Raw genomic sequence first — 14788 nt, 5'->3', positions numbered from 1 at the left:
GATAAATAACAAGGCAAATTTGCTGGGATTAACTTCTGTAAAGCGTTTTAATTAAGTGATAGCCAAACTTAGTTTTGATAGGTCCGTGCACAGTGAGCAACGCTTTTTTAAACACTACATCATCAAATGCCTTTACCATTTGCCCTCGACGAAACTCGCCTAAATCCCCACCTTTTTTCTTAGAAGGACAAATAGAGAACTTTCTTGCTAGTTGCGAAAAATCAGCCCCTTTATCTAATTTAGTTTTTAATTCCAAGGCTTGTTTTTCAGTTTTAACCAAAATATGAATTGCTGCCGCAGTTGCCATTTATTTGCTCGAATTGAATCTAGATACTAGCATTATAACGAGATATTAATTTCTGGGTAAAATCATATTTTACTTGGACTAATATAATGATTGACATAAAATGTCACTATCTTATTATCATTTGAAATTCTTCCTCTGCAAGTAGGTAAAATAATGAGCACAATTCAACATTTATTTGAAAATAATAAACAATGGGCTGATAAAATCACCGCCGAAGATCCTAATTTTTTTCAAGTCCTTTCTGAGCAACAATCTCCTAAGTATTTGTGGATAGGCTGTTCAGATTCTCGTGTACCCGCTAATCAGCTATTAGGTATGCAACCTGGTGAAGTTTTTGTTCATCGTAATATTGCAAACCAAGTAATTTATACCGATCTAAATTGCCTATCTGTTATTCAGTATGCTGTTGAAGTATTAAAAGTAGAGCATATTATTGTTTGTGGTCATTATGGCTGTGGTGGTGTTATGGCTTCCATGGACGATCAAAGCCATGGCTTGATTGATAATTGGCTTCATCATATAGCTGATGTTTATCGTTTTCATAAAGAAACGATTGATAAGGTGACTGATGAGCAAGAGCGTGTGAACTTAATGTGTGAATTAAACGTTATTGAACAAGTGGCAAACGTTTGTAAAACCACTACCTTACAAAACGCATGGAAAAATAACCAAGAGCTTACCGTTCATGGTTTAGTCTACAATTTAAAAGACGGTATCTTAAAAGATTTAAATGTCTCGGTAAGTAGTCAAAACTAAAATCCTCAAGCCTGATATCTATTAAATTAAACCTTTGATAGTTAGTCTAATTAAACAAAAGCCGCAGTAAGTTTTACTTAGCGCGGCTTTTTTATCGCTCACTCAAGTTTAGAGTTTAATCAAGTATATACTCAGTGAAGCCACTGCTGTAATACTGAAATAACGCAAATTAGTACGTTAAAGGACACCTCGTTCCATCTGATTAAGCTCTATCGATTTAAACAATGTTGAAAAATTACCTTCGCCAAAACCTTGATCATTAACACGTTGAATCATTTCAATAAAAATAGGTCCAAATAAATTCTTAGTAAAGATCTGTAATAAATAAGAATTATCTGCTTGGCTATCAACTAAAATTTGATGCTCTCTAATTTTTTCTTTGTCTTCTTTGACCCAAGGAACTCGATCAAATATTTCATCATAATACTCTGGCACTATGTGTAAGGTATCAATCACCGAGCGATCGAGCTTATCTAAAGAGTCAACTAAATCATCTGTTAAGAAAGCTAAATGTTGTACACCAGGGCCATTGTACTCATCTAAATATTCATCTATTTGGTTATCTTTGCTGCCTTTACCTTCATTGATAGGAATACAGAAATTACCACAAGGTGATTGGAGTGCATAAGAAACCAAGGCAGTTTTCACCCCTTTAATATCGAAGTAACGTACTTCAGTAAACGCAAAAACTTCTTTATAAAAATCAGCCCATTTTTGCATTGTACCTTGATACACATTATTGGTTAGATGATCGACAGCTAAAAAGCCTTTATCTTCTACCTTTACTGGCATGTCGTGAGCAATAAAATCTGTCTCATAAATAGCCCCTTTATTTTTTCCTTCTGTTTTAAAATGATCAATAAAGTAGATAAGACTATCACCAATCCCGAAAATTGCCGGATAAGGGAGTTTATTTTTCACATCCATGGCTGACTTTGCGCCACGTTTAAGTGCTTGCTCAAAAGCAAAGTCTGCATCTTCAACTCGCCAGCCCATTGAACAAATGGCTGGTCCATGACTTTTTGCAAACTCTTTCGAAAAACCGGTAGTTTCTCTATTCAATAAAAAATGAATATCATTTTGATTGAAGTAATCAATGTCACGGCCTTTAAACTTTTTCGTTTTTGAAAAACCAAAACCATAAAAAGCCTTCTCCATAAAGTCAGAGTCAGGACTAGCATATTCGGTAAATTCTATACCACATAGTTTTAATGGATTTTGTTTTGTAGTGGTTACATCTGTCATTTGGTCATCTCTTGTCTTCAATTATCCGCGCTAATACCGCACTAATGAAAAGGTGCGTACTTGTTAATAATTTCATTATCTAGTGGAATTTATTAAAGCGAAAGCTCACGACAAACAGGAGTTAAAAATGAGATGTAAAAGAAAATGTACGTGCAAGTAACATTAAAATTTAGTGAATGTTGCTCGTATAAGATAACCCTTGCGCTCTGCTTGTATGAGTTTATTTACAGCTACTAAGTTTAAGAGAGCACTATTGAAAATATGTATCCCTATAAATAGGAACAAAACAAGAAAAGTAATAGAGTGACACTGGCTGTTTGTCGCTACTATCATGGAGAAATTGGTAAAAACTTGAGGTAGGTACTATTAAACACTTAGAAGGTGTAAGAAAATAATTAGTGCTTTATCTCTTAACTATTAACGGCCATTTAGGGCCGTAGTATTTCGTCATGATTTCATCAAGCACGCCTTTACTTCTTAGTCGCTCTACTGCCGCAGATAATTGCTCTGCTTTATCAATAAACGGTGACTTTACTGATAATTGTAACCATTGAGTACGTGAACCAAGAGTAATTTTATTTGTTAAATCAAAATAGCCATCAAGACTCAACCTTCTGATTTGATGCAACAGTAATTGTGAACCGCCTGCCATCGCATCTACACGACCTTTGTTTAGCATGCTTACAACTTGTTGATAATTAGTTAAAGGAAGGATATTCAACTGCTTATCAGCATCAAATTTGTCACTTAAATGTGAGCCTCTCACTTTAGCAATGGTGAAATTATAAAGATCCTCATAGCGAGCAAGTTTTTTACTATTATTACCAATGACAATAGTATTTATTTCACGAATAGGCGCCACTAATTGCGTTAAGTGTTTTCTAGCTGGTGAGCTGAAGATGATCCCACCGTCATGCTCTCCAAACTCAATACTTTTCCATATTCTCGCATAAGGCATTAAGATCTTGTTGATACAAATACCTGATTCAGCTTCTATCGCGGTCAAATAATCCCAGTGCACACCGGTAGGTTTATTATCATCAGCGATATAACCTATTGGCTCAGAGTGAATAACATGAAAAGTTATACAATCATCATTGTTGGCTAGCACCTTAAAAGTGCAAATAAAGATAAAAACAGTCTGCAGGATTGATTTTATATTTCTCAACAGCAACACCTCTAATTGTAGGAAGGTTATTAACCAACAATTTCCATCAGTTTAACTTTATATAAACAAGAGTAGCATAAATTAACCACGAAAAAGCCAGAATAAAAATTAACTAACATCTATATCACCATTTCCGCTTAAGTTTCATTTTCAATATATTCGATAAAGTTAATACTTTTACAACAATTTCGACCATGTTTTTTGGCTTGATATAACGAATAATCCGCAGCACGAATAACATCTTTAGCCGATAACTCTTTTTTCACCTGCTCAGTAGATGAAACGGTACATGCCCCTACGCTAACCGTAACATAAGGTGCAGTTTTAGAGGCAGGATGCGGTAAATTTAATTTTTCAAACGACGCTATAATTTGGTTTAACTTATTCTCAAGAGATTCTGGTGCGAAGTCACTATAAAACATAATAAACTCTTCGCCACCATAACGCGCACATAAATCATTTCTACGTTTAAAGTGCTCATTTAACGTTTGTGCGACTTTAACTAAAGCTTCATCACCAGCTAAATGACCAGAGCTATCATTATATGATTTAAAATAATCGATATCGGCGATCATCACCGTAAACCCAACTCCTTGGCGGATAAACAATTGCCATTGTTGTTCAAAATGTTGTTCAAACCCTCTTCTGTTCGCAATCTGCGTTAATGTATCGGTATACACTTGTTGATTTAATAATGCTTTTTGGCGTGCAATAGTGGCCATTAATTCATTAAAATGTAGAGATACATTATCTAACTCTTTGACGTGATAACTCTCATCTAAGAATTTAACATTTTCATTTTCGTCAATGTTTTGAATTTGATTAGCCAATAACTTAACTGGCCGAATAATAATGTAAGAAATTAAGCTATAAACAATAAAAATTAAAACGGTAAAAAGGCTAATAAAAATAAAACTTTGCTTATCTAATAAAGGGGGAAACTCAGCGCTCGAATGCGTCATGGTTAGTTTCATTAGCGGTGCTTTTTGAAAATCCAATATATAACGTTCAGTTTCAGGAGCAATCCCCCTAAGCGGTTCATCGTCGGCCCAACTCATAATAGATAAAGAATTTGTTGAACCTGTAAATGGCGTCATTGTAATTTTCGTCATCGTGTATTTTTCAATTTCTTCGATCACCTTCGGAGTAAACAATTTTAGAAAAAGAATAAAACCATTATTTTTACCTGTACGATTAGAACGTTTAATTTCAGTAACACTGAATAAAGCGGGCCCTAGTTTTGTTTGAATCATGCCAGATTTTTGGGCAACTTTTTTATTTTTTGTACGTAAAGGAAATATACCTTTATTCTCGGAGGTGGCTTTAAAATCAAAAAATTTAAAATCTAAGGGTTTATCATTTTGATGGTCATAACCTTTAACAAACGCGATATCAAAATTTTCTTTGAAAATAACCACACCATCTAGCTTCAAACTGACAAACGTATCGTCAATATAGTTTTCCGAAATATACTCTGGCTGAGGATTATTAATATATTGATAAGATTGGTCCCAAACAGCATAGTCATAATTAATTGCATTTAATGACGTTAAGTAATTTTTCGCCGAGTAACTCAATATTTGCAACTCTTTCTGAACCACCTTCAAAATATTTTTTTCGAGTTGCGGTCGTTCAACAAAAACACGATAACTAACCACTGCACTGGTAAATAAAATAAAAATTAGAAAGAAAATACGGACCTGTAACTGATTAAAACTTAATGTTTTCACTATCATTTATCCAATAATATGAAATAACTGACAAAACAAGGTTATAACATCTCCTCGATTAAACTTAAGTTGATGCTATTAAAGAGTATAGAAGAAAATATTTAAACTGCTGAAATTACTGATAAGTCTTTACAGTCTGTATTAAAAATGAGGCGAAAGAAATCAAGGGGGATCAGAGACACTGATTGAAACGCGCAATCAATCACCTAGATGTGCTTAGTGGAGAAATGGACGCTCTAAACAAAAAAGCCTGAATAAACTAACGGGCTATGTGTCTGGAATACACCAAAACAAACAAAAATAGCAATAATAAACAAACACTTAAACCAAAAACTCCATACCAGTGATAGTGAGAAAAATTGGAAACCACAGAAAATCGAGAAATAAATTTATAATAAAATCAAATAACTACATTCTCATAAAAACAAAAAGTACTGTATAAGGGGACATAATTTTTCAAATATACGCTGAGCTAAATCTACAAAGTTATGATTTAATTTTAACATTCAAATCAAGTGACCGAATTGACTATGCCACTACATTCCAAGTCTTATTTTTCCGAAACAGAGCCTTTTTCGGTTCTTATGTACAAAAATATTTTTACCTTTTCTGGAAACTAGTAGTTCATACCGTTTTAATTTATTATCTCCATGTACAATAACAAAAATTTATACATAAATTTTATATTGAAAAGCATTAAATGGACTTATCATTTTGAACAAGCAAGAAACACACATAAAAGATCAACCAGCCATAAAACAACTGTTATCAAGAATGCCAGACGATGTTGCTAAAAGCTTTAATGATGAGCAACTCACACACCTTCTTACTGCTATTGGTTCTCGCAGTTGGGGCAAGCATAAAATAGATTTAAGAGGCACATTTAAACTCCCTCTGTATAAATGGCGATTTTACTATGTAGTGCTTGCAGGTAAAAACTACCGAGAGCTAACTAGAAAAGAAAAGGCCGTATCTTTACTTACAACCAGTATAATCTCTACCGCTTTTATATTTGTATCAGTAACGCTTGGTTTATTAGTTCTCTATCTGATAAAATCCGCGCTGGGAATTAACCTTTTTGATGGTTTTTCATTAGGTATATGGGATTGGTTTAAAGAAACATTTTCGTGATAAATATAATTGCCTATATCAAAAAAGTTAAATATTCAGAAAATACTCAAAAAATTTGTCAGTAATCTTTACATTGCAGTAAACTTAATAAAATTTATTCAAATACTTTATTGTTTATATTGAAGTTTAATTTATGGCTTAAATTTTGCTTACATGGGTAGATTTACAAATTTTTAAATGTTGTAAAAAGTCGTAAAGACTATCCTTTACGCTTAATATACATATAACAAGGAAGTTGCAGTAGCTGTGGTAAATAAAATTAAAAACTTCAATATTATAAATTCTCATTTAGTAGCAGTTTTGCTATTAACACTTTTAATCACTTCACCCGTTAAATCAGAAGAAAGGCAAGGCTTATTAGTTAACGCCGAGTTAACTGCTGAGCACGACGACAACGTGTTACGTAAAATTGATGCTACTTCAGATAGTGCCGCTAAGTTAGCTCCAGAAATCCAATATTTAACTAACTTTGGTAAGCATTTATTTGCAGTCAATTATGAAGGTGAATATGCTCTGTACGATAAAAACACTAAGCTCAATTATGATAATCACGATATAGGCATTTTAGCTAAACTTGAACATAGCTTAAAATTCAGCTCTGAATTTAAACTTGCATATCAAGATGAAATAGAAGAACCAGGTACTAATAACTCCTCATCGTTATTGCTTTCTGAATTTAACCAAACAGAGAAAAAGCAAGCACAAGCTAAGTTTTATTATGGTAAAAGAGATAGTATTGGGCAGTTAGTATTAGGTTTAGATCACCATGAAAATCGCTATACCAATAATTTACAAAGTTATCGTGACTATGACCGAAATAGAATTTCAGGTACCTTTTATTACCGCATAGCCCCTAAAACTCGCCTTTTATTTCAGGCAACCTTAGCTGATTATGATTACTTTGAACGTGATGGTATTCCCGCACAATCAAGTATAGAAAGTTTTTATTTAGCTGGGGTTGAATGGGATATTACCGCCAAAACTAGTGGTACCTTTAAAATAGGTTATCAAGGTAAAGACTTTAACGAAAATGCTTATAGTGATATTTCTGGGCTTTCTTACATGTTAGACATGACTTGGAAACCTAACACTTATAGCAAGGTTAAAATTGGTGCTAGTAGAATGACTCAAGAGTCTTCTCAATTTTTAGCCAGTGCTTTTATTAATAACGCATACTCTATTTATGGTGAACATGAAATTACACCACGAACTAAATTAACTGCTGGTTATGTATTTGATACTGCAGATATTACTTATGTATTAAACCGTACCGATAAACGCAATGACTTTAGTTTTGGCATAAACCATAGCTTATTAACTTGGCTCGAAGTTAACCTTGACTATCGCTTTATAGAAAGAAAGTCAGACTTTGAAGTTTATGAATTTACTTCCAACATCATCGGTTTATCGCTTACCACAACATTTGATTAACCAACTTATTATTAGTATTAAACAAGGAAAACAGGAACTTTTATGAAGATAATAAAACTTTTCTTCACTCTATTCTCAGCTATCATGCTTTTATTATCAGGGTTGAGTATTGCCGATGAAATTGATGATTATAAAATATCTTCAGATGATCAAATTTCTATCACTGTATTTAATGAAAGAGACTTAAGTATAGACAAAGTACGAGTAAGCGGTAATGGCACCATTTCTATGCCGTTATTAGGGCAAGTTGAAATTAAAGGCTTAACCATTACCGAAGTTGAACAAAAGTTAACGACATTATTATTAGATGGCTATTTAAAAAAACCAAACGTCACGGTTACCATTACAGAATACCGCCCTTTTTATATTAATGGCGAAGTGAAAAAGCCGGGTAGCTATCCTTATAAAAAAGGTTTAACGGTTGAAATGGCCGTAGCACTTGCTGGTGGTTTTACCGAAAGAGCTTCGAGAAACACCATTGAATTAGTCAGTGAGAATGACAAACGCTTTGTTAAAGCGGTTGCTCTACACGACAAAATTAAGCCAGGTGATGTAATCACTATCAGCGAAAGTTTTTTTTAAGGATATATGAACATGAATTCAGTAGTAGCTGATAACAAACCAGCACTTGTTGCATCTTCAAACAATGAAACCTTCAACAATGAAGAAATCATTGATTTAGGTCAGTACTGGCGCACTATAAAAAGAGCAAAGTGGAGCATAATAGCAATCACTTTATTTTGCTTACTCATTGGCGGTTATATTGCATCAACATCTGTGCCTATTTATCGTGCATCAGCAAAAATTCTAGCCGATCCCCAACAACCTAATGCTAACAGAAATGAACAGTATATAGCTTCTGCATTAGTATTTTTATATTACGAAACACAATATGAAATTATCAATTCACGCAATATAGCTGAAACCGTTGTTGATAAGCTAGGTTTGGTTGAAAAATATAAACAAGCACAGATAGAAGCTAAAAAAGAACCTGTCTCTGCAATAACCAGTACTATAAAAACCATAAAAACAGAGCTTTCAGCACTTTTCACGCCAAGTAATGAAACTGAAAGCAATTCGGCAAAAGACGCTCCATTATCAGATGCCGATTTAAAAATAATGCTTGCCTCATCAATTCAAGCAAACATTGAAGTTTCTGGCGGAAAACAAAGTCAAATAATCAATATTAGTTATACTTCACCTGACCCTAAGGAAGCCGCTGAAATCATTAACGCAATTTCGGATGCTTATATTCAATTTGGTTTAGAATCACGCTTAGGCGAAGTTAAAAATACAGAGTCTTGGTTAGGTGAACAATATGCTCAACTTAAAGAGAAGTTGCAAGAATCTGAAGCTAAATTAAGTGCCTATCGTTTACAAGAAGGTTTGGTTGATACTGAGCAGCAGCAACGTATCGCCAACACACAATTACAATCTTTAAATAATGAACTTATCCGTGCGCAAACCAAGTTAAGTGCTGCGGAAGAGCAATATTTACTTGTTAAAGATGTTAAGCCTGGCTCAAGCGAATTTTACTCATTAGGCCCAGTACTTCAAAATAAAAGTGCTAGTGACATGGTAAAAGAAGAAGCGTTTTTATCTCGTAAAGTCAATGAATTGAATGAACGATATGGTGAAAAACACCCTAAAATGATCGCGGCTCGTTCTGAACTGGCAAGTGCCCAAGAAAACCTTTCTGAAGAAGTTGGCAAGGTAGTAGATAATATTGAAAAAAACTATCGTTTGTCACAATTACAGGTTACTAATATTGAAAAGCTAATCAGTAAAACACGCAGCGACATTCACGATTTACAAAACGAAAATTTTTCATTAGTAACTTTAGAGCGTGAAGTTGAGAATAACCGAAGAATTTATGAAAACTTTCAAATTAGCTTAATGGAAACCAGTGGTAAAAGTGAATATACCGCCTCTAACGTTCATATTATTGACCGTGCAACGGTACCACAAGTCCCATTTAAGCCAAATATTAAACTTATCATTGCTTTAGCAGGTATATTTGGTTTATTTTTTGGTGTGGTATTAGCCTTTATGCGAGAAGCGTTAAACAACACACTTAAAACCCCAGACACTATTGAAGAACGATTAAAAGTTCCAGCTTTAGGCATAACACCTGTCATTAAAAAGAAGAAAGGCGTAGCCAAGCCAGAGAAACAATACCTTGATGACTCTCGTTCACCATTTGCTGAAAGTATTAATACCATCAGAACCGGTTTATTATTTTCAAATATTGACAACCCACCCAAAACTATTCTTGTCACCTCAGCTACAGGTAGTGAAGGTAAATCAACTATGGCGATGAACCTCGCTGCAGCATATAGTAATTTGGGTAAAACACTATTACTTGAAGTGGATTTACGTAAGCCGAGTGTGGCAAATAATTTAGAGATTACCAATAGACTAGGATTAACTGATTTAGTTACAGGTTCTGTCACTAGTATGAGCGAGGTTTTTTATAAAGAAAACAACGAACAACTTAATATAATTACATGTGGTACTATTGCCCGAAACCCATTAGAGTTGTTGTCATCTCAAAAGTTTGAACAACTATTAGAGTCATTAAAATCTCACTTCGAACATATTATTTTAGACGGGCCACCTACCCTGCCAGTAAGTGACTCTTGTATATTAGCCAATAAAGTAGACGGTGTTGTTTTCGCTGTTAAAGCAGAAGATACTCGTATTAAAGTTGCCAAAGAAGCAGTGTCTCGCTTACAGAAACTCAACGCCAATATTATTGGCGCAGTATTAACTGTAGCCGAACCGCAAAAAATGAGCTATTACGGTGATCATTACTACTCAGGGGAATATTACGGTGTAAAACCGGAAAAAGAGGATTAAAGTAACGTAATATGATAGATATTCACAGCCATATTCTTCCTAACATAGACGACGGTGCTCGAAGCGTTGATGAAGCGTTAGATATGTTACGTATGGCTGTTGATCAAGGAGTAACTACCCAAGTACTTACTCCTCACATTCATATGGGGCGCTTTGACAATACTAAAGCCCAAATTGAAAAAGCCTTTGTTACGTTTAAAGAGCAAGTAGATAACGCCAATATTCCAATAAAACTGTTACTTGGTGCAGAGCTGAGAATTGGCCCTGAAATAATGGCGCTAGTTAACAACAATCAAGTACCTTGGTTAGGAGAATATCAAGGGCAAAAAACCTTTTTGTTAGAGTTCCCTAGGAATGACATCCCTTTTGGCAGTGACAATTTGGTACGTTGGTTATTATCTAAAAACTGCTTACCTATAATTGTACACCCAGAGCGAAACAGGACCTTTCTAAATCACCCTGAAAAATTACAAGTGTTCATTGATCTTGGCTGCCCAATTCAACTAACTGCTAGTAGCTTAACAGGTAAGTTTGGCAGTGATGTACAAAAAGCATCAGAGGAATGGTTGATACAAAAAAAAGTCTGTGTTATTGCATCAGATTGTCATAACTTAAAAGGGAGAAGCCCAGATTTACTAGAAGGTTTTAATAGAGCTGAAGCTATAATAGGCAAAGATGCACATGACTTAGTTAACAAATCCTCTAAAAGCCTAATACATCAAAATAGCTATTCAAATTAAAAAATTTTATTTTTTATATTTTGGCTAATTTTACAACATATGACTATAAATACTAAAAAGTTACTTTTAATCTTCATAATAGCTTTTTTTAACAGCTCTAATGCTTTTTGTGCTATTCAGCAGCCATGGTTAACTAAACCAGCTATTTTACCGAGCAATAATAGTTCAACACATGCCTTTCCGAAAGTGAAGAATTTAAAACCACATAAAATAATTAAGTTACCGAATAATAATTGGAAAAGTAAAGCTTTTTCTAAATTAATGATAAACGAAATTAAATTTTCTCATATTCAACAATTATTGGCTTCTGATCCTGCTTACGTTAATGGTTGGAAAAAGCTTGTAAATAAGATTAAACGTATAATGTCTGATAACGGACAGGGTGAATTAAGCGGTATACCGAAAGAGAAGTATATATACAAACTTGCGAGTCATATATTAGACCTGTCTTTTTATTATAGAATGACAAACGATAAACAAGCAGGAAGATTACTTAGAGAATTAACAATCAACGCGGCTGGTTTACCTTTGCCATTTTGGATTCATAGCTCTTTACGAAAATTCGATAAAAATTGGCCGAAAGGCCAATTAGAGACGTCGCTTTTAACACACAGTCTATCACTAGCATTAATTTGGGGCGCAGATTTATTTTCAAATCCAGAAGTAAATAAAATACATGAAGCCTTAAAATATAAAGGGCTATACCCCATACTCAGGTTTCTTGATACCACAAGCTTACAGAACAATTATCTTCCTGTTCTAAGCTCTGCTGTCATCAGTGCATCAATAGCACTAAACAATGATAAGACTTTAAATAAAGGTAAGTTAATTGCAAAAAAATGGCTTAACTTAATTGAGGAAGATGGTAGCTATGGGGAACAAATAGAATACTTTAATTATGCGTGTAAACATTACACAAAAGGGCAAGTACTTTTACCTAATAGCTCTAGCAATTTAACTGAAGCATTAAAGTTATCTACTTTTTGGCAACTAGCCCACTATAGTGTAAATAATAAATTAGATGCTGTTAGAGTAAACTTTGGGGACGATGATTACTACGGAGGACCTCCAGACTCATCATGTATCAACTATATAACATCTAAAAGTAATACTGATAGCGGTAAATGGGCACTAAAATATTTATATAAAAATGAAAATTGGGATAAAACACAGGCCTTAATCACAAAATCCTTAATTAAAAAAATTGCACCCCTTGTTATAAAAAATAAAATTACTACACTCCCCAGTACAATGGGTTTTGAAAATGGAGTTGGAATAATTAGATCAGGTTGGACTATGGAACGAGATACAGTTTTATCCATAAGAAGTGGTGCTGCAAGCAAAACAAATTACAGCCATGACGGACCTAATAGAAATGCTGTTGCTTTAATGTTCAATGGAGATTACTTATTAGTCGAACCAGGAAGAGCAAGCTATAGAAGCAAATTAAGAAAAGAGTATGATCTCAAAACAAACAGTCATAACACAGTTACCTTATCTAACCGTAACCAAATTAATGAGCCTAGAGCAACACTAATTGAATCACAAAGATTAAGTGAGGAATTATCTGTTTTAATAAGTGATGCTACTTTAAGCTATACAGAAAGACCCAAGGCTATACTTCGTAGCGTATATTATTTACATAATATTAATGTATTTATTATATGGGATTATATTAAACTAAAAAAACGCGAAAAAATACAAACAAACTGGCACCTGGGGAATGAAGACTTTAATGCCAACTTAAGAAATTTTACCGAAAATCACTGGAAATTAAATACAAAACGCACAACTTTAGATTTTTGGATATACTCCGCACAAGAGGTAATAACAAAGCAGAGTGAAGGCATAATGCACTTAGGTTATTCTTACTTTCCTAATTCACCAAACGAAGGCAAATGGGGTAATGTTTTTGATTTACAAGTAGAAACGAAAAAGCATCAAGATACTTTATCTACTATAGCAGTGTTATCACCTCATTTAAATACAACAAAAGAGTTAACAAAAATCAATAGTTTTCATAAAACTCCAAATACTTTTAGTTTTTACATAAATAAAAATAAGAAAAAAACTAAAGTCGATTTAATGTTAGAACAAACCTTAAAACGAACTGCTTTTTACTTTGAACTAAATGGTAAAAGGGTGCATTCAACAGTTCTACCGGAAAAAAAATCTATTATGTGAATTTAATCCTTCTTAACTTATATGGAGCTAAGGCTATAAACAGAAATAGAAATGAATATAATACAGATGGCTTTCCTGCATATGTTACGCCAGTCAAACTGCAAATTAGTGCTTGAAAAAAAACATAGGATGAATACTGTATCGATTTATTACGAATAAGTATATTTGTGGTTTTCTTAAAGTGTTGGTAAATTAATAAGGCAATTAAAGATAAACCAAGCCAACCACCATCAAAAAAAGCTTGTATAAATGAATTATGAGCGTGGGGTGGTCTATAATCTCCTATCCAAACATAATCCATTTCAGCAGAGTTAAAAGTAGCGTAGCCATACCCTAATAGAGGTTTTATCAATCCTTGCTCTATTGTTCTTTCCCAGATTAAAATCCTGCCAGTGAGTGAAATATCACCACTTTGATAACTTTCTATAAAGAAAGCCCCCGCATCGAGATTGTATAAAGTTAATAACGCAATAAAAAAAGAGATAATCGTTAGATTCCTTACAAAGATATATTTAGTCATAAGATAACAAACGATGAATGCAAGTATTGAAAAAGCTATATATAATCGGGCAAAAGCAAAGATGGTGATAAAGCTAATAAACAAAATATAAGTTTTTTTATACTTCAAAATTGGGCCAGTAAAAATAAACTTTTCACCATTAAAAAGAGTTATTAAGGCAATGCCTAAAGCAAGACACATAAACAAACCTAGTCGTTGCTGATGCTTAAAAAAACCCCTCAATTCAGGAAGTGATGTTGATTGCATAGGCTGTAGGGCATAATCTCGACTGAGAAATAAGGATAATAATGATAAAAAAGCAACCCAAAAAGCGATAATTAATAAAATTCTAACTACATCTTTAATATCACAATTCTTTAAATGATAACTTCCAACTAAAATTAATAAAAAATATAAAGACTGTACAAACGTATCTTTAGGAGATATAGACCAAATTGTAGAGCTAAAAAAGAAACCTGCTAAGATGAATGCAATAAGGAAGTCAGGTATAAGAAAAATACTACGTGTATATTTAAAACCTCTGAATTTTATTGAAAATAGAACTACAGTTAATGCCCCTACAAAAGCAATAATATTGCCAATATTTAAACCTGTTATACTAAAGTTAACTTCAATACATATTGTACTCAACATAAAAATATACAAAAGGAGTATGTTTCTTTTTCTATCAATCTTTTGTTCGGCTGGAGTTAACATATGATTTCCGTATTAGTAGAG

Annotated in this window: 12 protein-coding genes; 7 read left to right on the top strand and 5 right to left on the bottom strand. The window is 33.5% G+C overall.

Annotated elements, in window-relative coordinates; genetic code table 11:
* Positions 1 to 28: 28 nt before the first annotated feature.
* A complete protein-coding gene (ppiC, locus tag AC27GZ_RS06360) occupies positions 29 to 307 on the bottom strand; it encodes a peptidylprolyl isomerase PpiC (protein ID WP_487094066.1) in 279 nt (92 codons plus the stop codon).
* Positions 308 to 460: 153 nt separating this feature from the next.
* On the opposite strand from ppiC, the gene can reads away from it, so the two are divergent.
* The gene (gene can / locus AC27GZ_RS06355) at positions 461 to 1063 is read left to right on the top strand and encodes a carbonate dehydratase (protein ID WP_487094065.1); all 603 of its coding nucleotides are present in this window, start codon (positions 461 to 463) and stop codon (positions 1061 to 1063) included.
* A 177-nt stretch (positions 1064 to 1240) separates the two neighbouring features.
* On the opposite strand, the gene hppD is transcribed toward can, so the two are convergent.
* The 3 genes from hppD to AC27GZ_RS06340 all read right to left on the bottom strand — a co-directional run bounded on the left by hppD (position 1241) and on the right by AC27GZ_RS06340 (position 5206).
* Complete coding sequence (gene hppD, locus AC27GZ_RS06350; RefSeq protein ID WP_487094064.1) at positions 1241 to 2308, bottom strand: 4-hydroxyphenylpyruvate dioxygenase; 1068 nt, start codon at positions 2306 to 2308, stop codon at positions 1241 to 1243.
* 403 nt (positions 2309 to 2711) lie between these two features.
* Positions 2712 to 3476: a substrate-binding periplasmic protein gene (locus AC27GZ_RS06345; protein WP_487094063.1), complete on the bottom strand. Its 765-nt coding sequence runs from the start codon at positions 3474 to 3476 to the stop codon at positions 2712 to 2714.
* 137 nt (positions 3477 to 3613) lie between these two features.
* Entirely contained in the window at positions 3614 to 5206 is a 1593-nt protein-coding gene (locus AC27GZ_RS06340; protein WP_487094062.1) for a sensor domain-containing diguanylate cyclase, read from the bottom strand.
* Positions 5207 to 5920: 714 nt separating this feature from the next.
* On the opposite strand from AC27GZ_RS06340, the gene AC27GZ_RS06335 reads away from it, so the two are divergent.
* The 6 genes from AC27GZ_RS06335 (at position 5921) to AC27GZ_RS06310 (ending at position 13551) form a co-directional block, all read left to right on the top strand.
* The gene (locus tag AC27GZ_RS06335) at positions 5921 to 6337 is read left to right on the top strand and encodes a 3-phosphoshikimate 1-carboxyvinyltransferase (RefSeq protein WP_487094061.1); all 417 of its coding nucleotides are present in this window, start codon (positions 5921 to 5923) and stop codon (positions 6335 to 6337) included.
* 300 nt (positions 6338 to 6637) lie between these two features.
* On the top strand, positions 6638 to 7768 hold the full coding sequence (locus tag AC27GZ_RS06330; protein ID WP_487094060.1) for an outer membrane beta-barrel protein: 1131 nt from the start codon (positions 6638 to 6640) through the stop codon (positions 7766 to 7768).
* Positions 7769 to 7810: 42 nt separating this feature from the next.
* Positions 7811 to 8350 carry a polysaccharide biosynthesis/export family protein gene (locus AC27GZ_RS06325; RefSeq protein WP_487094059.1) on the top strand — a complete coding sequence of 180 codons (540 nt, stop codon included), beginning with the start codon at positions 7811 to 7813 and terminating at the stop codon, positions 8348 to 8350.
* 12 nt (positions 8351 to 8362) lie between these two features.
* Positions 8363 to 10627 carry a GumC family protein gene (locus tag AC27GZ_RS06320; RefSeq protein ID WP_487094058.1) on the top strand — a complete coding sequence of 755 codons (2265 nt, stop codon included), beginning with the start codon at positions 8363 to 8365 and terminating at the stop codon, positions 10625 to 10627.
* Positions 10628 to 10638: 11 nt separating this feature from the next.
* The gene (locus AC27GZ_RS06315; RefSeq protein WP_487094057.1) at positions 10639 to 11367 is read left to right on the top strand and encodes a tyrosine-protein phosphatase; all 729 of its coding nucleotides are present in this window, start codon (positions 10639 to 10641) and stop codon (positions 11365 to 11367) included.
* Positions 11368 to 11406: 39 nt separating this feature from the next.
* Entirely contained in the window at positions 11407 to 13551 is a 2145-nt protein-coding gene (locus AC27GZ_RS06310) for a heparinase II/III domain-containing protein (RefSeq protein WP_487094056.1), read from the top strand.
* On the opposite strand, the gene AC27GZ_RS06305 is transcribed toward AC27GZ_RS06310, so the two are convergent.
* Positions 13544 to 14767, bottom strand: coding sequence for an O-antigen ligase family protein (locus AC27GZ_RS06305; RefSeq protein ID WP_487094055.1), 1224 nt, complete (start codon positions 14765 to 14767; stop codon positions 13544 to 13546). The genes AC27GZ_RS06310 and AC27GZ_RS06305 overlap by 8 nt on opposite strands.
* Positions 14768 to 14788 lie beyond the last annotated feature (21 nt).

It is taken from the genome of Colwellia sp. SU-HH00943 (assembly GCF_057546125.1).
This window is presented reverse-complemented; position numbering and strand designations above follow the sequence as displayed.